At 65.6% G+C, this 22179-nt stretch carries 36 protein-coding genes and 1 pseudogene; 3 read left to right on the top strand and 34 right to left on the bottom strand.

Going from position 1 to position 22179, the window contains the following annotated elements:
• Positions 1-134: 134 nt before the first annotated feature.
• Positions 135-398 (bottom strand): hypothetical protein, encoded by a 264-nt coding sequence (locus JWQ81_RS21215; RefSeq protein WP_297544172.1) that lies wholly within the window; start codon positions 396-398, stop codon positions 135-137.
• 44 nt (positions 399-442) lie between these two features.
• On the opposite strand from JWQ81_RS21215, the gene eccE reads away from it, so the two are divergent.
• The 3 genes from eccE to JWQ81_RS21200 all read left to right on the top strand — a co-directional run bounded on the left by eccE (position 443) and on the right by JWQ81_RS21200 (position 3445).
• Entirely contained in the window at positions 443-1624 is a 1182-nt protein-coding gene (eccE, locus tag JWQ81_RS21210; RefSeq protein WP_297544171.1) for a type VII secretion protein EccE, read from the top strand.
• Positions 1621-2343 carry a hypothetical protein gene (locus tag JWQ81_RS21205; RefSeq protein ID WP_297544170.1) on the top strand — a complete coding sequence of 241 codons (723 nt, stop codon included), beginning with the start codon at positions 1621-1623 and terminating at the stop codon, positions 2341-2343. Before eccE ends, JWQ81_RS21205 begins: the two co-directional genes overlap by 4 nt.
• 814 nt (positions 2344-3157) lie before the next feature.
• Positions 3158-3445, top strand: a complete 288-nt coding sequence (locus JWQ81_RS21200) for a hypothetical protein (protein WP_297544169.1) — start codon at positions 3158-3160, stop codon at positions 3443-3445.
• Between the two features lie 4 nt (positions 3446-3449).
• Here JWQ81_RS21200 and truA read toward each other — a convergent pair whose 3' ends face one another.
• The 33 genes and pseudogenes from truA to rplC all read right to left on the bottom strand — a co-directional run bounded on the left by truA (position 3450) and on the right by rplC (position 22165).
• Complete coding sequence (truA, locus tag JWQ81_RS21195; RefSeq protein ID WP_297544168.1) at positions 3450-4310, bottom strand: tRNA pseudouridine(38-40) synthase TruA; 861 nt, start codon at positions 4308-4310, stop codon at positions 3450-3452.
• A 275-nt stretch (positions 4311-4585) separates the two neighbouring features.
• Positions 4586-5050, bottom strand: a pseudogene (rplQ, locus tag JWQ81_RS21190) (50S ribosomal protein L17); the annotation flags it as partial.
• Positions 5051-5130: 80 nt separating this feature from the next.
• Positions 5131-6207: a DNA-directed RNA polymerase subunit alpha gene (locus tag JWQ81_RS21185; protein WP_297544167.1), complete on the bottom strand. Its 1077-nt coding sequence runs from the start codon at positions 6205-6207 to the stop codon at positions 5131-5133.
• A gap of 163 nt (positions 6208-6370) precedes the next feature.
• Positions 6371-6976, bottom strand: coding sequence for a 30S ribosomal protein S4 (gene rpsD / locus JWQ81_RS21180; RefSeq protein ID WP_297544166.1), 606 nt, complete (start codon positions 6974-6976; stop codon positions 6371-6373).
• A gap of 23 nt (positions 6977-6999) precedes the next feature.
• Complete coding sequence (rpsK, locus tag JWQ81_RS21175) at positions 7000-7407, bottom strand: 30S ribosomal protein S11 (protein WP_297544165.1); 408 nt, start codon at positions 7405-7407, stop codon at positions 7000-7002.
• Positions 7408-7425: 18 nt separating this feature from the next.
• Positions 7426-7605: a hypothetical protein gene (locus JWQ81_RS21170; RefSeq protein WP_297544164.1), complete on the bottom strand. Its 180-nt coding sequence runs from the start codon at positions 7603-7605 to the stop codon at positions 7426-7428.
• A complete protein-coding gene (gene rpsM, locus JWQ81_RS21165) occupies positions 7602-7982 on the bottom strand; it encodes a 30S ribosomal protein S13 (protein ID WP_297544163.1) in 381 nt (126 codons plus the stop codon). The genes JWQ81_RS21170 and rpsM overlap by 4 nt, the downstream gene beginning before the upstream one ends.
• A gap of 203 nt (positions 7983-8185) precedes the next feature.
• Positions 8186-8299: a 50S ribosomal protein L36 gene (gene rpmJ, locus JWQ81_RS21160; protein WP_004558882.1), complete on the bottom strand. Its 114-nt coding sequence runs from the start codon at positions 8297-8299 to the stop codon at positions 8186-8188.
• A gap of 37 nt (positions 8300-8336) precedes the next feature.
• Positions 8337-8558: a translation initiation factor IF-1 gene (gene infA / locus JWQ81_RS21155; RefSeq protein ID WP_033384191.1), complete on the bottom strand. Its 222-nt coding sequence runs from the start codon at positions 8556-8558 to the stop codon at positions 8337-8339.
• Between the two features lie 323 nt (positions 8559-8881).
• Entirely contained in the window at positions 8882-9658 is a 777-nt protein-coding gene (gene map, locus JWQ81_RS21150; protein ID WP_297544133.1) for a type I methionyl aminopeptidase, read from the bottom strand.
• 44 nt (positions 9659-9702) lie between these two features.
• Positions 9703-10257, bottom strand: a complete 555-nt coding sequence (locus JWQ81_RS21145) for an adenylate kinase (RefSeq protein ID WP_297544131.1) — start codon at positions 10255-10257, stop codon at positions 9703-9705.
• On the bottom strand, positions 10254-11561 hold the full coding sequence (gene secY / locus JWQ81_RS21140) for a preprotein translocase subunit SecY (RefSeq protein ID WP_297544330.1): 1308 nt from the start codon (positions 11559-11561) through the stop codon (positions 10254-10256). Before secY ends, JWQ81_RS21145 begins: the two co-directional genes overlap by 4 nt.
• A 393-nt stretch (positions 11562-11954) precedes the next feature.
• Complete coding sequence (locus tag JWQ81_RS21135) at positions 11955-12557, bottom strand: hypothetical protein (RefSeq protein ID WP_297544129.1); 603 nt, start codon at positions 12555-12557, stop codon at positions 11955-11957.
• Between the two features lie 213 nt (positions 12558-12770).
• Positions 12771-13217, bottom strand: a complete 447-nt coding sequence (rplO, locus tag JWQ81_RS21130; protein ID WP_297544127.1) for a 50S ribosomal protein L15 — start codon at positions 13215-13217, stop codon at positions 12771-12773.
• Complete coding sequence (rpmD, locus tag JWQ81_RS21125) at positions 13214-13399, bottom strand: 50S ribosomal protein L30 (protein ID WP_297544125.1); 186 nt, start codon at positions 13397-13399, stop codon at positions 13214-13216. The genes rplO and rpmD overlap by 4 nt, the downstream gene beginning before the upstream one ends.
• A 1-nt stretch (position 13400) precedes the next feature.
• Positions 13401-14054 (bottom strand): 30S ribosomal protein S5, encoded by a 654-nt coding sequence (rpsE, locus tag JWQ81_RS21120; RefSeq protein WP_297544123.1) that lies wholly within the window; start codon positions 14052-14054, stop codon positions 13401-13403.
• Between the two features lie 34 nt (positions 14055-14088).
• Positions 14089-14487: a 50S ribosomal protein L18 gene (rplR, locus tag JWQ81_RS21115; RefSeq protein WP_297544121.1), complete on the bottom strand. Its 399-nt coding sequence runs from the start codon at positions 14485-14487 to the stop codon at positions 14089-14091.
• Position 14488: 1 nt separating this feature from the next.
• Complete coding sequence (gene rplF, locus JWQ81_RS21110; RefSeq protein WP_297544119.1) at positions 14489-15028, bottom strand: 50S ribosomal protein L6; 540 nt, start codon at positions 15026-15028, stop codon at positions 14489-14491.
• Positions 15029-15045: 17 nt separating this feature from the next.
• On the bottom strand, positions 15046-15444 hold the full coding sequence (rpsH, locus tag JWQ81_RS21105) for a 30S ribosomal protein S8 (RefSeq protein WP_020668413.1): 399 nt from the start codon (positions 15442-15444) through the stop codon (positions 15046-15048).
• A gap of 83 nt (positions 15445-15527) precedes the next feature.
• Positions 15528-15713, bottom strand: a complete 186-nt coding sequence (locus JWQ81_RS21100) for a type Z 30S ribosomal protein S14 (RefSeq protein WP_125788823.1) — start codon at positions 15711-15713, stop codon at positions 15528-15530.
• Positions 15714-15717: 4 nt separating this feature from the next.
• The gene (rplE, locus tag JWQ81_RS21095; protein ID WP_297544111.1) at positions 15718-16281 is read right to left on the bottom strand and encodes a 50S ribosomal protein L5; all 564 of its coding nucleotides are present in this window, start codon (positions 16279-16281) and stop codon (positions 15718-15720) included.
• On the bottom strand, positions 16281-16595 hold the full coding sequence (gene rplX / locus JWQ81_RS21090) for a 50S ribosomal protein L24 (protein WP_297544109.1): 315 nt from the start codon (positions 16593-16595) through the stop codon (positions 16281-16283). Before rplX ends, rplE begins: the two co-directional genes overlap by 1 nt.
• A 3-nt stretch (positions 16596-16598) precedes the next feature.
• Positions 16599-16967 carry a 50S ribosomal protein L14 gene (gene rplN, locus JWQ81_RS21085; protein WP_020668416.1) on the bottom strand — a complete coding sequence of 123 codons (369 nt, stop codon included), beginning with the start codon at positions 16965-16967 and terminating at the stop codon, positions 16599-16601.
• 122 nt (positions 16968-17089) lie between these two features.
• Positions 17090-17395 carry a 30S ribosomal protein S17 gene (gene rpsQ, locus JWQ81_RS21080; protein ID WP_297544103.1) on the bottom strand — a complete coding sequence of 102 codons (306 nt, stop codon included), beginning with the start codon at positions 17393-17395 and terminating at the stop codon, positions 17090-17092.
• The gene (gene rpmC / locus JWQ81_RS21075; RefSeq protein ID WP_297544101.1) at positions 17392-17643 is read right to left on the bottom strand and encodes a 50S ribosomal protein L29; all 252 of its coding nucleotides are present in this window, start codon (positions 17641-17643) and stop codon (positions 17392-17394) included. The genes rpsQ and rpmC overlap by 4 nt, the downstream gene beginning before the upstream one ends.
• The gene (gene rplP / locus JWQ81_RS21070) at positions 17643-18062 is read right to left on the bottom strand and encodes a 50S ribosomal protein L16 (protein WP_297544099.1); all 420 of its coding nucleotides are present in this window, start codon (positions 18060-18062) and stop codon (positions 17643-17645) included. The genes rpmC and rplP overlap by 1 nt, the downstream gene beginning before the upstream one ends.
• A 1-nt stretch (position 18063) precedes the next feature.
• On the bottom strand, positions 18064-18915 hold the full coding sequence (gene rpsC, locus JWQ81_RS21065; RefSeq protein ID WP_297544097.1) for a 30S ribosomal protein S3: 852 nt from the start codon (positions 18913-18915) through the stop codon (positions 18064-18066).
• A complete protein-coding gene (gene rplV, locus JWQ81_RS21060; RefSeq protein ID WP_297544095.1) occupies positions 18915-19334 on the bottom strand; it encodes a 50S ribosomal protein L22 in 420 nt (139 codons plus the stop codon). The genes rpsC and rplV overlap by 1 nt, the downstream gene beginning before the upstream one ends.
• A 29-nt stretch (positions 19335-19363) precedes the next feature.
• Positions 19364-19645: a 30S ribosomal protein S19 gene (gene rpsS, locus JWQ81_RS21055; protein WP_091618498.1), complete on the bottom strand. Its 282-nt coding sequence runs from the start codon at positions 19643-19645 to the stop codon at positions 19364-19366.
• 18 nt (positions 19646-19663) lie between these two features.
• Entirely contained in the window at positions 19664-20500 is an 837-nt protein-coding gene (gene rplB, locus JWQ81_RS21050; RefSeq protein WP_297544092.1) for a 50S ribosomal protein L2, read from the bottom strand.
• A gap of 14 nt (positions 20501-20514) precedes the next feature.
• The gene (rplW, locus tag JWQ81_RS21045) at positions 20515-20826 is read right to left on the bottom strand and encodes a 50S ribosomal protein L23 (protein WP_297544089.1); all 312 of its coding nucleotides are present in this window, start codon (positions 20824-20826) and stop codon (positions 20515-20517) included.
• Positions 20823-21512 (bottom strand): 50S ribosomal protein L4, encoded by a 690-nt coding sequence (gene rplD, locus JWQ81_RS21040; protein WP_297544087.1) that lies wholly within the window; start codon positions 21510-21512, stop codon positions 20823-20825. The genes rplW and rplD overlap by 4 nt, the downstream gene beginning before the upstream one ends.
• The gene (rplC, locus tag JWQ81_RS21035) at positions 21509-22165 is read right to left on the bottom strand and encodes a 50S ribosomal protein L3 (RefSeq protein ID WP_297544085.1); all 657 of its coding nucleotides are present in this window, start codon (positions 22163-22165) and stop codon (positions 21509-21511) included. Before rplC ends, rplD begins: the two co-directional genes overlap by 4 nt.
• Between the last annotated feature and the right edge of the window lie 14 nt (positions 22166-22179).

The following is a 22179-nucleotide window of genomic DNA, read 5'->3' as shown; positions in this document are numbered from 1 at the left end:
CGGTTCCGCAGGATAGCCGTACGGGGACCGTCTGGTGTGGGGTTTCTACCAACTCCAGCTAGTGTCTGACATCCCGGGACCGGCTTTCCGGGGAAAGCAGCACGCACGAGGGGAAGAGAAAGCGCGGATGTCCGTCACCACTCCTCCACGTCCGAATGGGCCGCCACCTGGGTCCCAGCCGCCATCGGGGCGACCACCTGGCCCCCCACCGCGGCCTGGACGACCTGGAGGCCCAGTCGGCGGCCCAGGTGGGCCGGCCGGACCACGCGGACCGGGAGGTCCTGGCGGGCCCGGAGGCCCAAATGGTCCCGGAGGCCCTGGTGGGCCTGGTGGTCCGCCTCCTGGCCAGCAGCCGCCGCCACCAGCGGCGGCGAGCCCCGCACCCCGTATCGCGCCACCAGCGCGCCGACGCGCCACAGGTGCGAGCCTCGGGCCGCTGCCGGTGTCGAACCTCGTCGTACTGGAAGTCGGGTTCGCGATCGGGCTCGTCCTGCTGGCGATCAATTCTTCCCTGAAGTACGTGGGGATAGGCGTGGTCGTCGTTGCGCTGTTCATCGCTTTTCTGCGGTGGGGCGGCAAGTGGTTCACCCAATGGGTTGGACTTACGACGCGGTACACGCTTCGTTCACACGATCGGGTGGCAAACCCGGCGCCGCCGAGCAGCATCGAAACCATCGCAGCGGAAGAAGACGCCGTCACCGGCCCCGATGACGCACGCGTGAACCTGTTGAGGCTGGCCGTTCCGGATCTGGTCGTCGCGCATGGCGTCGACCACGAACGGCAGCAGGTCGGCCTCGCGTGGGACGACGGCACCTGGACGGCCGTCCTCCTCGTCGAGCCCGCGCCCGCGCTGATCACGCAAGCCGGTGGCGCGCCGAGTCTTCCGCTCTCCGCGCTCGCACCGTGCTTGGAAGACCGCGGCGTCGTCCTCGACTCGATCCAGATGATCTGGCACTGCTACCCGGGTAGCGCCGCACTGCCCGCTGATTCGCCCGCGCTCAGCTCCTACATGGAGGTCCTCGGCCCATTGCCGGCGGCGGCGCGGCGGACCACCTGGGTGGCCATCCGACTTGACCCTCGTCGTTGCCCCGCCGCAGTCCGCGAGCGCGGGGGCGGCGTCGTCGGCGCGCACCGGGCATTGATCGGCGCTCTGTCCCGGGTGCGCAACGCCTTGGAGTCACAGGGAGTCCCGACCAGACCGCTCGACCCGGACGAACTGCTCCGGGCCGGGATCTCCGCCGCCGAACTGACCGCTGTTGCCGGCTCCGGAAGCAAGGTGAGCCTGCAGGAACGGTGGACCGGGGTCACCGCTGCCGGCATCGGGCACGCCAGCTACGCGATCTCAGGCTGGCCGAAGGGGCAGATCACCAGCAGCCTCAACGCCTTGACGAGCGTTCGCGCGTTGTCGGCCACGGTTGCCATGGCGATCTCGCCGTCGGCGGACGAAGGACAGATCGGCCTGCGCGGGGTGGTGCGGCTGAGTGCCCGCAACCCGCGTGAACTCGACACGGCCGACCAGCGCCTGCGAGCTATCTCCGACAGGCTGGGCGTCACCTTGACCCCGCTGCGCGGGCTGCAGATCGCCGCCTTCGCCGCGACGCTGCCGATCGGAGGAACGGCATGAGTGCCCGCGTTCGCGATGCCGGCCAGAAAGCCGGCGTTGCCCCAGAATTCACTGTAGACCCCGCACTACTGGACGCGATCAGTCCGTCCGGCGACCGGGGCGGCATCGTGCTCGGCTCCGGACTCAAAGGCGAACCGCTGACGATTTCGGCCCTGCGGTCCACCCCGACTCGCATCGTTCTGGTGGGCGGCCTTTATTTGGCCCGTCAGGTCGCGCTCCGGGCGATGGCGGTGGGCGCCTGGGTAGTGGTGGCCACCGGGCGCCCTGCAGCCTGGCAGGTGCTGTCCAAGGCCGCGGGACAGCAGCCGAACGGCGGCCCGTCGCCGCTGGTGCAGATCCGGCGGCTATCGCCTGTCGAGCTGCCGCGGCCGTCCGAGGACGCGCCGCTGCTGGTCGTGACCGACGGCGGGCCGACTCCGCAGGATCTCTTCCCGCCGCGTTCCCCGTGGCAGACGACTGTCTACGTGCTGCCGTACCTGCACCCGCAAGCCGGTGCCACGGCGAACGCGGCAGACCTGGTTCTCATGCAGCGCCTGCCGATGGGGCAGGCGGAGCTCGCGGCGCGGATCTGGCGGCTGCCGCCGCAGATGATGCGGCAGCTGACGACGTTGAAGGACGACCAGGTCGTCGCGCTGGGGCGCAACCTCTGGCGTCCCCTGCGTCTCGTCACCACCGCCAAGGAGCAACAGCTGCTGGGGCCTGTGCGGCGGGGGGACTGAGCCCGGCGAGTGCGTTTAGCGGGCTAAACGCACTCACGCGGCCGTATTTTCGCAAGAAGGGCGCCCTGTCCTCTAGCAGCTGTTTCGAGGTTGTCAAGTGCCGAGTCTCAGTTATCCACAAGGCTGGGGTAGACGTGGACAACTCGACGAGCGTCGGCAGCAGGCGTAAGAGAGTGTCGGTGTTCGGATCAATCGTGTCCTCATGTCAACGACACCTGATCTCGACCATCTTCCGGACGTGTTTCGCGGTTCCGATGCGCGTAAGGCGGGTCTGATCACCGCAGGCCAGCTTCGCGGTCCGTCCGTTAGGCGGCTGTTTCAAGACGTCTACGCCCCGGCGCACATCGTCGTGACCCACGAACTCCGCTGCCGAGGAGCGGCGCTCATCGCACCGGAAGAAGCTGTACTGACGGGCCGATCTGCCGCGACCGTGATGGGCGTCGAACTTGCACAGCCACTGGATCCGGTGGAGTTCGTCGTACCGGAAAAGTCTCGATTCGGCCCCATCGACGGAATGCACATCCGAAGGACAGAGGTCGTCTCGAAAGAATCCCGCCAATGGGCCGGTATCAGGATCGCGAAGCCTGTTCGTATTGCACTAGACCTGCTACTTCGCTTGTCCCCACGCAAGCGAGGCTGGGTGCGGCGGCTACGCATCGGAGTACCGGACCTCGACGTCTTTCTTCGGTCAGGGCTGGTGCGTCGGTCGGCCTTGGAGCGGCAGGTCTGGGGGCGACGAAATCGAGGGATCCGACTCGCCCGACATGCCGTGCAGCTCGCAGACCCGCGCGCGGAATCGCTACCCGAATCGGAGTTGCGCGTAATCTTGACTGTCGGCGGATTCCGTCCGAAACCCCAGCACAACGTCCGCAAGAAGAGAGTCTTCCTCGGTCGACTCGATCTCGCGATCGAGGAAAGCAAGGTCGCGATCGAGTACGACGGCCGGTGGCATAACACGCCGGACCAAGTCATCCACGATCGAGAACGAAGGCAGCGACTGATGGCCGAGGAGTGGGCGTTCGTCATCGTCGACTCGGACCAGCTCGCGACCGACTACTCCGGGATCGTCGAGCGCGTTCGGGCGGCGACCGAGCGCAGTTAGCCCGCTAACTGCGCGGCTCTGACGACGACGGCGGTGTAACGGTTCGAATGTTGCGGGTGTGCATGGCTCGGGCCGCAAGCTCGGAATCAGGTGGATAGTCGACACCGACCAAAGTGAGTCCGCGCGCAGGAGCCACTGCGCTCCCCCGGACACGACTGCTCAGCACCCTCGCCGGCCAGTCCGACTGACGCCGACCGTCACCAACAAGTAGCAAGGCGCCCACGAGACTTCGCACCATCGAGTGACAGAAAGCATCCGCCGACACGTCCGCTTGGACCATATGTGGGCCCGTTCTCTGCCAGGTCAGACGCTGCAACTCCCGGATCGTCGTCGCACCCGCTCGGTGCTTGCAGAACGCCGCAAAGTCCTGAAGCCCCAGCAGAGGCAATGATGCCTCGTTCATCTTTTCGGTCGACAGCAGCCTTCCCCACGGGATGGTGTCGATGCGGTGCAGTGGATCCACTCCCCAAGGCGCGTCTGACACCTGATAGCGGTAGTGCCGACGCGCGGCCGCGAAACGAGCATCGAAACCAGGTGCGGCGACACGCGCACCCAGAACCCTGACATCGCGTGGCAGGAGTCCGTTCCACCGATGCAGCATGCGGCCCAGGTCCGGGATCCCCTGTGCGTCTACTTCGATGCGCGCCGACGACGTTTTGCCCGCTAAAGGCACCACGTCGACGTGGAGGACCTGGCCGGCGGCGTGGACTCCGGCGTCTGTCCGGCCGGCCACGACAACGGGGGTGGCGACGGAGGCACCGGGCGGCTGTTTGGTGAGGGCGTCCTCGATGACACCCTGGACCGTGCGAAGGCCGGGTTGACGCGCCCAGCCCGAAAAGTCCGTGCCGTCGTAGCTGACGTCCAAGCGCAGACGAACGAACCCGCCGTCCCCAGCGGGGATGGCGGGCTCGTTCGGGGAATCCGGAGTCGTCAGGACTCGTCGTCCTCAACCTGCGACGGCGGCAGGCTGTAGCCCGCGGCCTCAGCGGCCTCGGCGCTGGCGAACCAGACCTCGGCGACTGTCTGCTCGTAGTAGGAGCTCTCAGGCGTGTGGTACAGCATCGAGTCCGCGTTTCCCTTGATCGGGAAACCCTCGGGCTGCGAGCCGTCCTCGAGAGGAGCGTGGCTGCCCTCGGGAGCGGACTCGGCGGCCTCGGTCGCTTCGACCGTCTCGACCTCGGCGGCCGGCTTCGGCGCGTCCTTGGCGAACTTGGTCTTGCGGGCGGCCTCGGCCTCGGTGGTCACGGTCTTCTCGGCCACCAGCTCGATGACGGCCATAGGGGCGTTGTCGCCCTTACGCGCCAGCGTCTTGGTGATCCGGGTGTAACCGCCTTCACGCTCCAAGAAAAACGGACCGATCTCGGCAAGCAGCTTGTGCACGACCTTCTTGTCGCGCACGACCCGCTGGATCTGACGACGGTTGTGCAGGTCGCCCCGCTTGGCCTTCGTGATCAGCTTCTCGGCGAGCGGGCGGACCCGCTTCGCCTTGGCCTCGGTGGTGGTGATCTTGCCGTGCTCGAACAGCTGTGTGGCCAGGTTCGCCAAAATCAGCCGCTCGTGAGCGGGCGATCCACCGAGACGGGGACCCTTCGTGGGGCTGGGCATCGAATCTCCTCGTTCAGCTAAACAGCTGGAGGCCCGGGCCCGCCGCTATGAAGTCACAGCGTACGGGCCCGTAACCGGCCTTACAGCTGTTCCGTCTCTGCGTAGTCCTGGCCATCATCGTGGCTGGTGGTGTCCGAAATACCGTCCGTGATGCCGTCGACGCCCTCGGACCAGCCTTCTCCGTCATAGCTGGCCGCGGCCGCGGTCGGGTCGAACCCGGGCGGGCTGTCCTTGAGCGCGAGGCCGAGACCGACGAGCTTGAGCTTGACCTCGTCGATCGACTTCGCACCGAAGTTGCGGATGTCGAGCAGATCGGCCTCGCTGCGCGAGACCAGTTCGCCGACCGTGTGAATGCCTTCGCGCTTGAGGCAGTTGTACGACCGGACCGTGAGGTCCAGGTCCTCGATCGGCATCGCGTAGGCAGCGATGGTGTCCGCTTCCTGCGGCGACGGGCCGATCTCGATGCCCTCGGCGTCGATGTTGAGCTCGCGGGCAAGCCCGAACAGCTCGACGAGCGTCTTACCGGCGGACGCGACCGCGTCGCGCGGCGTGATCGACGGCTTGCTCTCGACGTCCAGGATCAGCTTGTCGAAGTCGGTGCGCTGCTCGACACGAGTCGCCTCGACCTTGTACGTCACCTTGAGCACCGGCGAGTAGATCGAGTCGACCGGGATCCGGCCGATCTCCGCGCCGGCCTGCTTGTTCTGCAGGGCCGGAACGTAACCGCGGCCGCGCTCGACGACGAGCTCAATCTCGAGCTTGCCCTTGCCGTTCAGCGACGCGATGTGGAGATCCGGGTTGTGCACGGTGACACCGGCCGGCGGCACGATGTCGGCCGCGGTGACCTCACCGGGACCCTGCTTGCGCAGGTACATGGTGACCGGCTCGTCCTCTTCGGAGCTCACAACGAGTTCCTTGAGGTTCAGGATGATGTCGGTGACGTCTTCCTTGACCCCGGGAACCGTGGTGAACTCGTGCAGCACGCCGTCGATGCGGATGCTCGTCACGGCCGCGCCCGGGATGGACGACAGCAGCGTACGCCGCAGCGAGTTGCCGAGGGTGTAACCGAAGCCGGGCTCCAGCGGTTCGATGGTGAACCGGGAACGGGTCTCGTTGACCGTCTCTTCTGCGAGAGCCGGCCGCTGGGAAATCAGCATTTTTCCTTTTTCCTTTCCGTTCGACGACCGCCATATGACGTCGAAAGGGATGGCGTACCCAGGCCGTCCATCGTGGCGAACCACCCTGGACGGCCCAGGCGATGCGAGCGGCACACCCTGCGTGCCGCCGCACGATCACGGCCGGGCCGGAGCCCTGCCGGGATCACTTCGAGTAGTACTCGACGATCAGCTGTTCCTGAACCGGAACGTCGATCTGCGCGCGCTCCGGAAGCTGGTGGACCAGCACCCGGAGGTTCGACGGGACAACCTGCAGCCACGCCGGGATCGGCCGGTCACCGAAGGACTCCTTGGCGATGACGAACGGCAGCATCGCGAACGACTTGGGTCGCACATCGATGATGTCGAACTTCGACACCTGGAAGCTCGGGACGTTGACCTTCTTGCCGTTGACGATGAAGTGGCCGTGGCTCACCAGCTGGCGAGCGGCACGACGCGTGCGGGCGAGGCCCGCGCGGTACACCACATTGTCGAGACGGGCTTCAAGGATCTGCAGCAGGTTCTCACCGGTCTTGCCGGTGCGACGAGCGGCTTCCTTGTAGTAACGGCTGAACTGGCGCTCGAGAACGCCATAGGTGTAGCGAGCCTTCTGCTTCTCCTGGAGCTGAAGCAGGTACTCGCTCTCCTTGATCCGGCCGCGGCCGTGCTGGCCGGGCGGGTAGGGGCGACGCTCGAAAGCCTGGTCGCCACCGACAAGGTCAACCTTGAGGCGACGGGAAATACGAGTCGCGGGGCCTGTGTAACGTGCCATCTCTTCTTATTCCTCCCCGTTCCTCAGACCCGGCGCCGCTTGGGCGGGCGGCAACCGTTGTGCGGCTGCGGGGTCACGTCCTGGATGGTGCCGACCTCGAGGCCGGCGGCCTGAAGCGAACGGATCGCCGTCTCACGACCGGAGCCGGGGCCCTTGACGAAGACGTCGACCTTCTTCATGCCGTGCTCGGCCGCCTTGCGGGCGGCGCTCTCGGCGGCCATCTGCGCGGCGAACGGGGTGGACTTACGCGAGCCCTTGAAGCCCACGTGACCACTCGACGCCCACGCGATCACGGCACCGGTCGGGTCCGTGATCGAGACGATGGTGTTGTTGAAGGTGCTCTTGATGTGCGCGTGACCGTGCGCGATGTTCTTCTTTTCCTTGCGCCGGACCTTCTTGGTCCCAGCGCCAGTACGAGACTTCGGTGGCATGTCTTGCGGGTTCTCCTCTTAGCGCGCGTTCTCTTGGTGAGCGGCTGCTGCTTCACGCTGTCCGCGCCGGATGACAGAACCGGCGTCGGAGTACAGGTTGCGCAGCGCCATCGGGCGGGCGTAGAGCGACTTCGGCGAAGCACAGCCGCGGCGCTGGGCGCCGCCCATCTGCACGATCTTCTTGCCGACGACGCTCACTTCTTGCCAGCCTTCTTCTTGCCGGCAACCGTCTTCTTCGGACCCTTACGGGTACGGGCGTTGGTCTTCGTACGCTGCCCACGGACGGGGAGTCCGCGGCGCCACCGAATACCCTCGTAGCACCCGATCTCGATCTTCCGACGGATGTCGGCGTTCACCTCGCGGCGAAGGTCACCCTCGACCTTGAAGTTCTCTTCGATGTGGACCCTCAGCTTGCCAAGGTCGTCATCGCTGACGTCCTTGACGCGGGTGTCCGGGTTGAGCTCAGCCGCAGCGATGAGCTGCTTCGAGCGGGTACGGCCGATGCCGTAGATGTAAGTCAGCGCGATCTCCAACCGCTTTTCGCGGGGGAGGTCTACGCCAGCGAGTCGTGCCATTGGCGCTGGTGCTCCTATCGGTTCGTGTCTTCAGGTCTTCTCCCCGTCCGGTTCCGGGACCGACTCGCTGTCGTGCCACCCGCTTGCGCGGCTGGTGTCCCGGCCCCGGCCTGAAGTCCGGGGGTGAACCGGACCGGCTGGCGGCCCGGCAGGTGCGGGGAGGATATGTAGCTGTCAATCCACTCTGTTACGAGTGCGGGTGATCAGCCCTGCCGCTGCTTGTGCCGCAGGTTTTCGCAGATCACCATGATCCGACCGTGACGACGGATCACCTTGCACTTGTCGCAGATCTTCTTGACGCTCGGCTGGACCTTCACGTCTCCTGCTCTCCTGCTTGTGCTCGGCTAGTCGCGATCACTTGTAGCGGTAGACGATGCGACCACGAGTCAGGTCGTAGGGCGAAAGCTCCACGACGACCCTGTCCTCCGGCAGGATGCGGATGTAGTGCTGCCGCATCTTGCCGCTGATGTGTGCAAGGACCTTGTGGCCGTTCTCCAACTCCACGCGGAACATCGCGTTGGGGAGCGGCTCGACTACGCGGCCTTCGACCTCGATGGCCCCGTCTTTCTTGCCCATGTCCTCCGCGTTTCGTGATCGGTTGAGCGCGAGTGCTTGGCTGGTGGTGCTGGCACACACTCCACCCCGACTCCAATGTCGCGAGAAATAACGAGCGCGCTGGAATCGGCGCGATGAGTACGCCGACTTGATAGTGTACGCAACCCGTGTCATGACCCCCAAACTGGGGGTAACTGTGTTACATGGGTGCCCGGGGCGCCGTGGTCGGCTGCCTCCGCGGGGCGGGGCCGCACCGCCTGGACCTGCGTTTAGCGGGCTAAACGTCGCCGCACGGGAGCAGCCGAGTGCGTTTAGCGGGCTAAACGCACTCGTGGAGCGGGGGGTCAGTCGTCTTCGGGTGCGGTGAGGACCCAGGGACCGTCGTCGGTGATCGCGACGGTGTGTTCCCAGTGCGCCGCGCGTGAGCGGTCCGCCGTGATGACTGTCCAGCCATCGTCGAGTTCGACGGTCTCGCCGCCACCGCCGGTCAGCATCGGCTCGATGGCCAACGCCATCCCGACCTTCAACCGCGGGCCCTTCCCCGGCTTCCCGACGTTCGGCAGGAACGGGTCCATGTGCATCTGACGGCCGATGCCGTGTCCGCCGTATTCCACGATCATCCCGTAGTCGATGCCGTCCGCGCGACCGGCCTTCTCCGCGGCTGTCTGCACCGCGTACGAAATGTCGGTCAGCCTGCCACCAGGAACCACGGCTTCGACGCCTGCCCACATCGCTGCCCGGGTGGCCGCGGACAACGCCAAGTCACGGTCCGAAACCGCACCGACGGCGAGTGTCACCGCGGAGTCGCCATGCCAGCCGTCGAGGATCGCACCGCAGTCGACCGAGATCAGGTCGCCATCGGCGAGCACCTGGGTCTTCGACGGGATGCCGTGCACGATCTGCTCGTTGACTGACGCGCAGATCGAGGCGGGGAAGCCGTGATACCCCTTGAAGGAGGGCACCGCGCCAGCGTCCCGGATCGTCTGTTCGGCCAACTCATCGAGCTCCGCTGTGCTGACACCAGGCTTCGCCGCCGCTGTCACGAGCGCGAGCGTCCGAGCGACTACCAAACCGGCGGCACGCATCAACTGCAGCTCACCGGGGGTCTTGACTTCGATCATGCGCCCACGCCGGAGCACTTGCAGAACACGCAATCCTCCGAGATTCACGTGCGGTCGCGCAGCGCTTTCAGCACACGCGCCGAGATCTCCTCGACTTCACCGACCCCGTCAACGGCGATCAGGACGTCCGCGTAGTACTCGAGCAGGGGGGCCGTCTCCGAGGCGTAAATCTGCTGACGCCGACGGACGACGTCCTCGGTGTCGTCCGCGCGACCACGTGACATGAGCCGCGCGACGACGACCTCTTCCGGAACAGCCAGCTGGATGACAGCGTCGAGCGAGGTGTCGGCCTCAGACAGAATCTGCCCGAGGACCTCGGCCTGCTTGGTGTTCCGTGGGAACCCGTCAAGCAGGAACCCGGCGGCGCCATCCGGCTCGGACAACCGCTCACGGACCATTTCGTTGGTCACCGAGTCGGGCACGAGCTCGCCTGAGTCGAGATAACGCTTCGCCTCCTGGCCGAGCGGCGTCTGCTCGCCGACGTGGGCCCTGAAGAGATCGCCTGTCGAGATGTGGGGAACGCCCAGCTGCTCGGACAGCGCGGAGGCCTGCGTACCTTTGCCCGCGCCTGGCGGACCCACGAGGACCAGTCGGGTCACTTCAAGAACCCTTCGTAGTTACGCTGCATCAGCTGGCTCTCGATCTGTTTCACGGTGTCGAGACCGACACCGACCATGATCAGCACAGCCGTGCCACCGAACGGGAAGTTCTGGTTGTTCCCACCGCCGGTGATGGACAGGAAGAAGTTCGGCAGAATCGCGATGATACCGAGGTACAGCGAACCGGGAAGGGTGATCCGGCCCAGCACGTAGCTCAGGTACTCCGCCGTTGGGCGACCGGGCCTGATGCCCGGAATGAACCCGCCGAACTTGCGCATTTCCTCAGCGCGCTCGTCCACGTTGAACGTGATGGTGATGTAGAAGTACGTGAAGAAGATGATCAACGCGAAGTACAGCAGGATGTGCACCCAGCTGGACTGGTTCACCACGTAGTTCGCCAGGAAGACCTGCCAGCCGGAGTTGCTGTTCGGGTTGCCCACGAGCCGGCTGATGAGGTCGGGCAGGTACAGCAGCGACGACGCGAAGATGACCGGGATGACACCTGCCTGGTTGACCTTGATCGGCAGGTAGGTCGAGGTGCCGCCGTACATCCGGCGGCCGATCATGCGCTTGGCGTACTGCACCGGAATCCGGCGCTGGCCTTGCTCGACGAAGATGACGCTGGCGACGATCACGAAGCCGAAGACACAGATCAGCGCGAAGACCAGGCCACCCGAGTTCGACAGGATGTTGCCACCCTCTTGCGGGATGCGCGCGGCGATGTTCAGGAAGATCAGGACGGACATGCCGTTGCCGACGCCGCGTTCCGTGATCAGCTCGCCGAGCCACATGATCACCGCGGTACCGGCGGTCATGGTGATGACAATGACGGCGAGCGAGTACACGCTGTTGTCCGGGATGACCGGCGACTTGCAGTTCTGGAAGAGCGCGCCGCGGTCCGCCAGCGCCACCACACCGGTCGCCTGCAGGATCGCCAGAGCGACCGTGAGGTAACGGGTGTACTGGGTCAGCTTGTTCTGACCGGACTGACCCTCTTTCTTCAGCTCTTCGAAGCGCGGGATGACCACGGTGAGCAGCTGAACAATGATGCTCGCCGTGATGTAGGGCATGATGCCGGTCGAGAAAATCGACAACTGCAGGAGCGCACCACCGCTGAACAGGCTCAGCAGCGAATAGACGCCCTGATCCTGGACAGAGTTCATGCATGCTTGCACGTTTACGTAGGAGACCCCCGGCGCTGGGATGATCGCGCCGATACGAAAGACGGCGACGATGGCCAGCGTGAACAGGATCTTCTTACGTAGATCCGGCGTCGCGAGAGCCGAGCGGAAGGCGCTGAGCACGCGGGGGACCTCCTCGGCGTCGTCGGCCATCGAGCCGACGATCGGCTTAGCCGGCACAAGACCGGCGGGAACACAGCTCACTGGCAGGCAAGCCAGGAACGCTTCGGGGCACACTCGTCCCGAAGCGTGTCGCCGACTCTAACAGCTTCACCGGGAGCGCCCGCAGTGTGTGCGGCTTTTCCCGACGTAGGTCGGTAGTGGATCTTGGCGTGGGCGGGTGTGGGGGTGGTCGGCACGCGACGTTTAGCCCGCTAAACGCAGCAAGGGCGCCATTTGTCCGGAGCTGTCGGTCACTGGTCAATGGGCGCAGGTAGGTCCTGTCACGAGGCTCGCTGGTGCCGCGACGAGGAACGCGGGCGCGACGTTTAGCCCGCTAAACGCAGGTCCGGGCCGTCATGACGGCGGCGTCGGAGTGCCAGCGATGGGAGGGCTGGGCGTGGCAGCGGGGATGGGTGCCGCTGGCTGGGGCAGTAGAGCCGCGACGACTGCTACGACGGCGGCCACGATGAGGAGCCAGAAACCTGCTCCTGGCCGCGTGCTGATACCGACAGCGTCAACCTGACCGGCCCAACCGATTCCCTGCATGCCGACAGTCGTCACTGTCGCGACCAGGAACGTCGCCCCTACGGCCGGCAGGAGCCTGACGACGGCGGTGCCCGCTCGCGGGGTGCGGAAACCGATCACTGCGGCGACCGCAAGCAGAGCACCGGCGAAAAGGAGTGGATAGCCGACCGGCGCGGACGAGATGTCATGACTGCGACCGGCCCGTCCCGCGTTGCTGACGGACTCCGTCGCCCAGCCTGTGACGGACAGCAGGCCCCGGCTCATCCTCGAGTGGAGTTCACCGACGAAGAGCGACAAGAAGGGAGCGACGATCGTCAGCAACCCGGCGCCGGAGAGCAGGAGCGACGCGATCACCCGGTTCGAGCCGAGACCGTCCCGCCCAACGCCTGCCGATGGCTCGTTCGGAGGCGGTTGGTGCGCTGGCGCGGTCATGGAGGAATCGTCCCAGAGAGCCGTGGTCAGGCCGCCGCACGACACAGTAGAGGCGCCCACTGACGACGTTTAGCCCGCTAAATGCACTCGGCGGAGGCTGCGGAGGTGCGTTTAGCGGGCTAAACGCACCTCGCTGGGCATGACAAAGCGGCCCGCCGGGTTCTGGGTGAGAACCTGGCGGGCCGCGTTGGTGGAGCGAGCGGAGCGGTGGAGCTAGTTGACGGTGGCGGAGCCACCGGCAGCTTCGAGCTTCGCCTTGGCGGAGCCGGAGAAGCCGTCAGCGGTGATGTTCAGCTTGACGCCGTTCAGATCACCGTTGCCGAGCACCTTCACGAGCTTCGCCTTGCGGACGAGACCCTTGGCGACGAGTTCCTCGTTGCCGATGGTGCCGCCCTCGGGGAACACGCGGGCGATGTCACCCAGGTTCACCGGCTGGTACTCCGTGCGGAACCGGTTGGTGAACCCACGCAGCTTCGGCAGCCGCATGTGGATCGGCATCTGCCCACCCTCGAAACCGGCAGGCACGTTCTTCCGGGCCTTGGTGCCCTTGGTACCGCGACCGGCGGTCTTACCCTTTGAGCCTTCACCACGGCCGACGCGCATCTTGTCGCGCTTGGCGCCAGGCGCCGGACGAAGGTGATGGATCTTGATGGCCGTCATTCTGTGACCTCCTCAACAACCACGAGGTGCCGGACGGCCTTGATCAGGCCACGGACCTCGGGGGTGTCTTCGCGCACCGTCGACTGCCGGATCTTGCGCAGCCCGAGGGTGCGCAGCGATTCGCGGTGGTTGTGCTTGGCGCCGATCTTGCTCTTGACCTGCGTGACCTTCAGCTTCGCCATATCAGCTCACCTGGCCAGCGCGCTGACGCAGCATCCGGGCCGGAGCGACGTCCTCGAGCGGCAGGCCGCGGCGGGCCGCGACCTCCTCGGGACGCTGCAGACCCTTCAGCGCGGCGACGGTCGCGTGCACGATGTTGATGGCGTTGTCGCTACCCAGCGACTTCGACAGCACATCGTGGACACCGGCGCACTCCAGCACGGCGCGCACCGGGCCACCGGCGATAACACCGGTACCGGCGCTGGCCGGACGAAGCAGGACCACTCCGGCCGAAGCCTCACCCTGGATCGGGTGCGGAATCGTGCCGGCGATGCGAGGTACGCGGAAGAAGTTCTTCTTCGCTTCCTCGACACCCTTGGCGATGGCCGCGGGAACTTCCTTGGCCTTGCCGTAGCCGACACCGACCTGGCCGTCGCCGTCTCCGACGACCACCAGCGCGGTGAAGCTGAACCGGCGACCACCCTTGACGACCTTGGCGACGCGGTTGATCGCCACGACCTTCTCGAGGTGCGGGGTCTTCTCCTGGCCGGCGCCGCGGCCGCCGTCGCGACGATCGCGGCCGCCGCCACGACGGTCATTGCGGTCGTTACCGCCCTGACCGCCCTGTCCGGGAGGGCCGCCCTGACCGCCGCCGAATTGCCGTGTACGTCCCGGCATCAGGCTTTCCTTCCATTCACAAGCTTCTGCATCGTCAGAACACCAGCCCTGATTCGCGGGCGGCGTCAGCCAGCGCGGCGATGCGACCGTGATAGGCGTTGCCGCCACGGTCGAACACCACTGCCGAGATACCCGCATCCTTGGCGCGGGCCGCGACGAGTTCCCCGACCTTGGCGGCCTTGGCCTTCTTGTCGCCGGAGATCGCGCGCACGTCGGCTTCCAAGCTGGAGGCCGACGCCAAGGTCTTGCCGACAAGGTCGTCCACGAGCTGGACGGCGATGTGCCGCGAAGACCGCTTGACGACCAAGCGCGGACGCTGGTCGGTGCCGCTGATCTTCTTGCGAAGGCGGAAGTGCCGGCGGTTCTTCGAGATACGCCTCTTGGTGGAGGCGTCCTTGCCGACCAGCTTGCGCTTCGTAGTCGTATCGCTCATGTCACTTACCCGTCTTTCCGACCTTGCGACGGATCTTCTCACCCTCGTAGCGCAGGCCCTTACCCTTGTACGGGTCCGGGCGCCGCAGCTTGCGGATGACAGCCGCCGTCTCGCCGACCTTCTGCTTGTCGATGCCGGAAACCGAGAACCTCGTCGGCGTTTCGACCTTGAAGGTGATGCCGTCCGGCGCGACGATCTTGACCGGGTGGCTGTAACCGAGGGCGAACTCGAGGTCCGACCCCTTCGCCGCCACGCGGTAACCGACGCCGTGGATCTCGAGCTTCTTCTCGTATCCGGCCGTGACGCCGACAACCAGGTTGTTCACCAGGGTGCGGGTCAGACCGTGGAGTGCGCGGCTCGTGCGCTCGTCGTTGGGACGCTTGACGTTCAGCGTGCCGTCTTCGGCGCGCTCAACGAAAATCGGCTCTGCGATGTTGTGCTCAAGAGTGCCCTTGGGCCCCTTGACCTTGATGTTCTGACCGCTGATGGTCACCTCGACCCCGGTAGGGACGGTGACCGGCAGCTTTCCGATGCGTGACATGCGTTAGGTCCCCTTCCTTACCAGACGTAGGCGAGGACTTCGCCGCCCACGCTATTGCGCTTGGCCTGACGATCGGTCTGGAGCCCGGACGACGTCGAGATGATCGCGACGCCGAGGCCACCGAGAACGTTCGGCAGTTCGGTCGATTTTGCGTAGACCCGCAGACCCGGCTTGGACACGCGCCGGAGACCGGCGATGCTGCGCTCACGGTTGGGGCCGTACTTGAGCTCGACGACGAGGTTCTTGTGCTTCTCGCCCGGCTCGTCGCGGTAACCCGCGATGTAGCCTTCGCGCTTCAGGATCTCGGCGATGTTCGCCTTGATCTTGGAGTGGGGAAGCACAACCTCGTCGTGGTAAGCCGAGTTTGCGTTACGCAGACGAGTCAAGAAGTCTGCGATGGGGTCGGTCATCGTCATGGTGACCTGTCAACCTTTCTCGCCCTGGTTCCCTGCGGTGAATTTCTGCAGGGCCTGTGGCGAAGTGGGAGTTTTAACGAGCTTTACCAGCTGGACTTGCGCACACCGGGAAGTTCGCCGGCGTGTGCCATCTCGCGAAGGCAGATACGGCAGAGCCCGAACTTGCGGAAGACGGCGTGCGGGCGACCGCAACGCTGGCAGCGGGTGTAGCCGCGCACCTTGAACTTCGGCGTCTTCGCGGCCTTGTGGACCAGTGCTTTCTTGGCCATCGGCTTAGTTCTCCTTGAACGGGAAGCCGAGCTGGCGAAGCAGCGCGCGGCCCTCGTCGTCGGTGTTGGCGGTGGTCACAACAGTGACGTCCATACCGCGCGGGCGGTCGATGGCGTCGATGTCGATCTCGTGGAACATCGACTGCTCGTTGAGACCGAACGTGTAGTTGCCGTTGCCATCGAACTGCTTGGGCGAAAGCCCGCGGAAGTCGCGGATTCGCGGCAGCGCGATGGTGACGAGCCGGTCGAGGAACTCCCACATCCGGTCGCCGCGCAGCGTGACGCGCGCACCGATCGGCTGACCCTCGCGCAGCTTGAACTGCGCGATGGACTTGCGGGCCTTGCGGACCTCGGGCTTCTGGCCCGTGATCGCGGCGAGGTCCCGGATAGCACCCTCGATCAGCTTGCTGTCACGGGCGGCGTCACCGACACCCATGTTCACGACGACCTTGACGACGCCGGGAATCAGGTGGACGTTCTCGAAGGAGAATTCCTTCTGGAGCTCCGCCTTGATCTCTTCGCGGTACCGGGTCTTGAGCCGGGGCACGATCTTCTCTGCGGTGGTCATCAGATGTCCTTACCGTTCCTACGCGAGATACGGACCTTCTTGCCGTCCTCGCCGATGCGGTAGCCCACCCGGGTCGGCTTGCCGTCAGAGTCGACCACCTGCACGTTCGAGACGTGGATCGGGGCCTCCTGGGTGACGATGCCACCCGACTGCGCACCGCGCTGGGTCTGAGTGATCCGGGTGTGCTTCTTGATCCGGTTCACACCTTCGACCAGCACCCGCTCGCGCTCGGGGTAGGCCTGAATGACCTTGCCCTTGGCGCCCTTGTCCTTACCAGTGATGACGACGACCGTGTCGCCCTTCTTCACCTTCATGCTCTACAACACCTCCGGCGCGAGCGAAATGATCTTCATGAACTTTCGGTCGCGCAGCTCGCGGCCCACCGGGCCGAAGATGCGGGTGCCGCGGGGCTCATTGTCGTTCTTGATGAGCACTGCGGCGTTCTCGTCGAAACGAATGTAAGAACCGTCCGGACGGCGACGCTCCTTGCGCGTGCGAACGATGACCGCCTTGACGACGTCACCCTTCTTCACCCCGGCAGCCGGGATGGCGTCCTTCACGGTGGCGACAATGATGTCGCCGATGCCCGCGTAGCGCCGCCCCGAACCACCGAGAACGCGGATGCAAAGGATTTCCTTCGCGCCCGTGTTGTCGGCAACCCGTAGCCGCGACTCCTGCTGGATCACGTCAACTCCTGTATGTCGCGCTGGTTCTCGGTTGCGCCCGAAGATCCGCTTGCGGGATCGAGCGTTAACAGAGCCTTGCGGAACTGAGGGACTCGGAAAGAGCCCTACTTACTTGGCCTTACTTACTTGGCCTTTTCGACAATCTTGACCAAGCGCCACCGCTTCGTGGCCGACAGCGGCCGGGTCTCCATCAGGGTAACCCGGTCGCCGACGCCGGCCTCGTTGTTCTCGTCGTGCACCTTGACCTTGCTGGTGCTGCGGAGAACCTTGGCGTAACGCGCGTGCTTCTTGCGGTCCTCGAGCTCGACCACGATTGTCTTGTTCATCTTGTCCGAGACGACGTAGCCCTCGCGGACCTTGCGGTCGTTGCGGCCGGCCTCAGCTGTCTCGACAGAAGACGAATTCCCGCTCTGCTCTTCAGCGGTCATGCCGCACCTTCACTCTCGGCGTCAGGGGAGACGGACAGGCCGAGCTCCCGCTCACGCATAACCGTGTAGATCCGCGCGATGTCCGTACGGACCGTGCGCAGCCGGCGGTTGTTGTCCAGCTGCCCGGTGGCCATCTGGAACCGGAGGTTGAAGAGCTCCTCCTTGAATTCCTTCAAGCGCAACACGAGCTCTTCCGCAGTGAGCTCACGAAGTTCTGACGCGTCAACGGCTCCAGCTTTGCTCGCCATCAGAACTCACCACCTTCACGGGTCACGATTCGGCATTTCATCGGCAGTTTGTGGATCGCGCGGCGCAGTGCCTCGCGAGCCGTCTCCTCGTTCGGGTAACTGATCTCGAACATCACCCGACCCGGCTTGACGTTGGCGATCCACCACTCGGGCGAACCCTTACCGGAACCCATGCGGGTCTCGGCGGGCTTCTTGGTCAGCGGACGGTCCGGGAAGATGGTCGTCCACACCTTGCCGCCACGCTTGATGTGACGCGTCATGGCGATACGAGCGGACTCGATCTGCCGGTTCGTCACGTAGCTGTGCTCCAGCGCCTGGATGCCGTACTCGCCGAAGCTGACCTTCGTACCGCCCTTGGCGGCACCGGCACGCTTCGGAGAGTGCTGCTTCCGGTGCTTGACCCTACGGGGGATAAGCACGTCAGCCCTCCGTCTTCTCTGCCACGTCCGGCGCCGGAGCGGCGGCGACCTCGGGGGTCTGCGCGCTGTCCTGCGCCGCGGCTGCGGCCCGACCGGCTTCGGTCGAGGTCGCGGTGGTACCCGACGCACCGGAACGGCGCGGGCGGGCGGGACGATCTCCACGGTCGCGACGCGGTGCACGCTCGGCGGCCGCGGCGGCGTCACGCGCCTCCTTGGCCTTGAGCCCACCGACGATCTCGCCCTTGTAGATCCACACCTTCACGCCGATGCGACCGAACGTCGTCTTGGCCTCGAAGAAGCCGTAGTCGATGTCGGCGCGCAGCGTGTGCAGGGGGACGCGGCCATCGTGGTAGTGCTCGGAGCGGGACATCTCGGCACCGCCGAGACGACCACCGCACTGCACGCGGATGCCCTTGACCTGCGGCGAGCGCATGGAGGTCTGGAGCGCCTTACGCATCGCGCGGCGGAACGCCACGCGGTTCGAAAGCTGCTCCGCGACACCCTGCGCGACCAGCTGAGCGTCAGCCTCGGGGTTCTTGACCTCGAGGATGTTCAGCTGGACCTGCTTCTTGGTCAGCTTCTCCAGTGCGCCACGGATCCGGTCGGCCTCCGCGCCGCGGCGGCCGATGACAATGCCCGGCCGGGCGGTGTGGATGTCGACGCGGACGCGGTCACGGGTGCGCTCGATCTCGACCTTGGAGATGCCGGCGCGCTCCATGCCCGTGGACAGCAGCTTGCGGATCTTGACGTCTTCGCCGACGTATTCCGCGTACTGCTTGTCGGCGTACCAGCGGGACTTCCAGTCGGTGGTGATACCGAGGCGGAAGCCGTGCGGGTTGATTTTCTGGCCCACTACCGGCCACCTGCCTTCTTCTTGCCTTGGGCCTTCTTCGGCTCGGCCTTGGGCCGGGACTCGACCTCAACCGTGACGTGGCTCGTCCGCTTACGGATCCGGTACGCACGGCCCTGTGCACGCGGCCGGATGCGCTTGAGGGTCGGGCCCTCGTCGGCGTAAGCGTTCTTGACCCAGAGCGTGTCCGGGTCCAGCTGGAGGTTGTTCTCGGCATTGGCCACGGCGCTTGCCAGCACCTTCGCGACCGTCTCGCTCGCCGCCTGGGGGGCGAAGCGGAGCACGGCCAAGGCGTCAGTGGCGCTACGTCCCTTGATGAGCTCGATTACCCGGCGCACCTTCATCGGTGAGTCCCGGACGAAGCGAGCCCTCGCGTAAGCCACAGGCAGAGCCTCGGCCGTCGCGTTGTTCTGGGCGTTCATCGCTGCTTCCCTTGTTCTCTCGTGCCCGCTCAGCGGCGGCGCGACTTCCGGTCGTCCTTGATGTGGCCCTTGAAGGTCCTCGTCGGGGCGAACTCGCCCAACTTGTGACCCACCATCGCCTCGGTGACGAACACCGGGACGTGCTTGCGGCCGTCGTGCACCGCGATCGTGTGTCCCAGGAAGTCCGGGATGATCGTGGAGCGGCGTGACCAGGTCTTGATCACGGTCTTCTTGTTGGCCTCGTTGAGAACGTCCACCTTCTTGAGCAGGTGGTCATCGACGAACGGGCCCTTTTTCAGGCTACGTGGCATTTGTGTCTACCTCCCTGCTCAGCGCTTGTTCTTGCCGGTACGGCGGCGGCGGACGATCAACTGGTCGCTCGGCTTGCTGCGGCGGGTACGACCCTCCGGCTTACCGTTCGGGTTCACCGGGTGGCGACCACCGGAGGTCTTACCCTCACCACCACCGTGCGGGTGGTCGACCGGGTTCATGACGACACCACGGACGGTGGGACGCTTGCCGCGCCAGCGGTTACGACCCGCCTTGCCCCAGTTGATGTTGGAGTGGTCGGAGTTGCCGACCTCACCGATGGTGGCGCGGTTGCGCACGTCCACGTTGCGGATCTCGCCCGAAGGGAGACGCAGCTGGGCGTACGGCCCGTCCTTGGCGACCAGCTGCACCTTCGCGCCGGCCGAACGCGCCATCTTCGCGCCGCCACCGGGGCGGAGCTCGATCGCGTGGATCACGGTACCGACGGGGATGTTGCGCAGCGGGAGACAGTTACCCGGCTTGATGTCAGCGCGGGGGCCGTTCTCGATCGTGTCGCCCTGCTTCAGCTTCTCCGGCGCGACGATGTAGCGCTTCTCGCCGTCGGCGTAGTGCAGCAGTGCGATGCGTGCGGAGCGGTTGGGGTCGTACTCGATGTGCGCGACCTTGGCCGGCACGCCGTCCTTGTCATGGCGACGGAAGTCGATGACGCGGTAGGCGCGCTTGTGGCCACCACCCTTGTGCCGGGTGGTGATCTTGCCGGAGGAGTTACGTCCACCGCGGCCGTGCAACGGACGCAGCAGCGACTTCTCCGGCGTCGACCGAGTGATCTCGGCGAAGTCGGAAACGCTGGAGCCGCGCCGTCCCGGCGTGGTCGGCTTGTACTTACGGATGCCCATGTCTGCTCAGTCCTTTACGCGGCTGGTCCGCCGAAGATCTCAATCGGCTTGCTCTCAGCCGAAAGAGTCACGATGGCGCGCTTGGTGTTCTTACGCTTGCCGAAGCCTGCGCGGGTGCGCTTGCGCTTGCCCTGACGGTTGAGCGTGTTGACACTGACAACCTTGACGCCGAACACCTGCTCGACCGCGATCTTGATCTGGGTCTTGTTGGAGTCCGGGCGAACCACGAACGTGTACTTGTGGTCTTCGAGGAGTCCGTAGGACTTCTCGGAGATCACCGGCGCGAGCAAGATGTCGCGGGGGTCAGGAATGGCGACCGAACTCACTGCTCGTCACTCCCTTCCGAAACTTCGCTCGACCGAGCGGAAGCCTTCGCACCCTTGCCTCGGACGGGGCCGGCGACGAAAACGTCGTAAGCGGCCTTGGTGAAGACCACGTCGTCGTTGACCAGCACGTCGTACGTGTTGAGCTGGTCCGGCGTGATCAGGTGAACCTCGGGCACGTTCTGCGCGGAACGCCAGGAGATCTCGTCGTCGCGGTGCAGCACCACGAGGATCTTCTTCGCCTGGGTGATCGCGGCAACGGCCTGCAGTGCGACCTTCGTGGACGGCTTCTCACCGGTCACGAGCTCGGTCACGACGTGCAGCTGACCGGCGCGAACCCGATCGGAGAGGGCGCCACGCAGGGCGGCAGCCTTCATCTTCTTCGGGGTCCGCTGGGTGTAGTCCCGCGGCTGCGGGCCGTGGACGACACCACCACCGGTGAACTGCGGAGCGCGGGTCGAGCCCTGACGGGCGCGGCCGGTGCCCTTCTGGCGGTACGGCTTCTTGCCACCACCGCGCACCTCGCCACGAGTCTTCGTGGAGTGCGTGCCCTGGCGAGCGGCGGCCAGCTGGGCCACCACTACCTGGTGCAGCAGCGGGATGTTGGCCTGGACATCGAAGATGTCGGCGGGCAACTCGACGGTGCCGTCGGTCTTGCCCGCGGGGGTCTTCAGTTCGAGCGTGCTCATTCGGTCACACCACCCTTCACGGCGTCGCGGACGAACACCACGCCACCCTTAGGTCCGGGGACGGCACCCTTGATCAGCAGCAGGCCGTCGTCGCCGCGCACGGAGTGCACGGTGAGGCCCTGCGTGGTGACCTTGTCGTTACCCATCCGGCCGGCCATCCGTACGCCCTTGAAGACGCGGCCCGGGGTGGCACAGCCACCGATCGAGCCGGGACGGCGGTGCACGGCCTGGGCACCGTGGCTGGCGCCCTGGCCCTTGAAGCCGTGACGCTTCATGACACCGGCGTAGCCCTTGCCCTTGCTCGTGCCCGTGACGTCGACGACCGCGCCGTCGGTGAACACCGCTGCGGTGATCTCCTGGCCGATCTCGTAGGTCTCGGCGTCGGTCGTGCGCAGCTCGGCGAGGTATCGCCGCGGCGTCACGCCGGCCTTGTCGAAGTGACCGGTGCGCGGCTTGTTGACCCTGCGCGGGTCAACGGCGCCGAACGCCAGCTGGATGGCCACATAGCCATCGGTTTCCTGAGTGCGAACCTGAGTCACCACGTTCGGCCCCGCCTGCACGACGGTCACCGGAATCATCCGGTTGTTCTCGTCGAACACCTGGGTCATGCCGAGCTTGGTGCCCAGGATGCCTTTCATCTGCCTGTCAGACATGAGTTTCTTATCTC

It is taken from the genome of Amycolatopsis sp. (assembly GCF_025464955.1).
Lineage (GTDB): Bacteria > Actinomycetota > Actinomycetes > Mycobacteriales > Pseudonocardiaceae > Amycolatopsis.
Note: the sequence above shows the minus strand (reverse complement) of the source record. Positions and strands in the feature narration are given on the sequence as shown.

Excerpts from the sequence above, each read along its gene's own strand:
- rplE (WP_297544111.1), bottom strand. The coding sequence starts at position 16,281 with ATGACCACCGCAGAGAAGATCGTGCCCCGGCTCAAGACCCGGTACCGC.
- rpsS (WP_091618498.1), bottom strand. The coding sequence starts at position 19,645 with ATGCCACGTAGCCTGAAAAAGGGCCCGTTCGTCGATGACCACCTGCTC.
- rpsQ (WP_297544103.1), bottom strand. The coding sequence starts at position 17,395 with ATGACCGCTGAAGAGCAGAGCGGGAATTCGTCTTCTGTCGAGACAGCT.
- JWQ81_RS21185 (WP_297544167.1), bottom strand. The coding sequence starts at position 6,207 with ATGCTGATTTCCCAGCGGCCGGCTCTCGCAGAAGAGACGGTCAACGAG.
- map (WP_297544133.1), bottom strand. The coding sequence starts at position 9,658 with ATGATCGAAGTCAAGACCCCCGGTGAGCTGCAGTTGATGCGTGCCGCC.
- rpsD (WP_297544166.1), bottom strand. The coding sequence starts at position 6,976 with ATGGCACGTTACACAGGCCCCGCGACTCGTATTTCCCGTCGCCTCAAG.
- rplF (WP_297544119.1), bottom strand. The coding sequence starts at position 15,028 with ATGTCACGCATCGGAAAGCTGCCGGTCACCGTCCCTACCGGGGTCGAG.
- rpsK (WP_297544165.1), bottom strand. The coding sequence starts at position 7,407 with ATGCCACCGAAGTCTCGTACTGGCGCTGGGACCAAGAAGGTCCGGCGC.
- rplC (WP_297544085.1), bottom strand. The coding sequence starts at position 22,165 with ATGTCTGACAGGCAGATGAAAGGCATCCTGGGCACCAAGCTCGGCATG.
- JWQ81_RS21205 (WP_297544170.1), top strand. The coding sequence starts at position 1,621 with ATGAGTGCCCGCGTTCGCGATGCCGGCCAGAAAGCCGGCGTTGCCCCA.
- JWQ81_RS21135 (WP_297544129.1), bottom strand. The coding sequence starts at position 12,557 with ATGACCGCGCCAGCGCACCAACCGCCTCCGAACGAGCCATCGGCAGGC.
- rplB (WP_297544092.1), bottom strand. The coding sequence starts at position 20,500 with ATGGGCATCCGTAAGTACAAGCCGACCACGCCGGGACGGCGCGGCTCC.
- rplV (WP_297544095.1), bottom strand. The coding sequence starts at position 19,334 with ATGAACGCCCAGAACAACGCGACGGCCGAGGCTCTGCCTGTGGCTTAC.
- rpsM (WP_297544163.1), bottom strand. The coding sequence starts at position 7,982 with ATGGCACGACTCGCTGGCGTAGACCTCCCCCGCGAAAAGCGGTTGGAG.
- rplD (WP_297544087.1), bottom strand. The coding sequence starts at position 21,512 with ATGAGCACGCTCGAACTGAAGACCCCCGCGGGCAAGACCGACGGCACC.
- rplX (WP_297544109.1), bottom strand. The coding sequence starts at position 16,595 with ATGAAGGTGAAGAAGGGCGACACGGTCGTCGTCATCACTGGTAAGGAC.
- infA (WP_033384191.1), bottom strand. The coding sequence starts at position 8,558 with ATGGGCAAGAAAGACGGGGCCATCGAGGTCGAAGGCCGCGTAGTCGAG.
- rpsE (WP_297544123.1), bottom strand. The coding sequence starts at position 14,054 with ATGCCGGGACGTACACGGCAATTCGGCGGCGGTCAGGGCGGCCCTCCC.
- rpmD (WP_297544125.1), bottom strand. The coding sequence starts at position 13,399 with ATGGCGAAGCTGAAGGTCACGCAGGTCAAGAGCAAGATCGGCGCCAAG.
- rplO (WP_297544127.1), bottom strand. The coding sequence starts at position 13,217 with ATGACGGCCATCAAGATCCATCACCTTCGTCCGGCGCCTGGCGCCAAG.
- rplR (WP_297544121.1), bottom strand. The coding sequence starts at position 14,487 with ATGAGCGATACGACTACGAAGCGCAAGCTGGTCGGCAAGGACGCCTCC.
- rpmC (WP_297544101.1), bottom strand. The coding sequence starts at position 17,643 with ATGGCGAGCAAAGCTGGAGCCGTTGACGCGTCAGAACTTCGTGAGCTC.
- JWQ81_RS21100 (WP_125788823.1), bottom strand. The coding sequence starts at position 15,713 with ATGGCCAAGAAAGCACTGGTCCACAAGGCCGCGAAGACGCCGAAGTTC.
- rpsH (WP_020668413.1), bottom strand. The coding sequence starts at position 15,444 with ATGACGATGACCGACCCCATCGCAGACTTCTTGACTCGTCTGCGTAAC.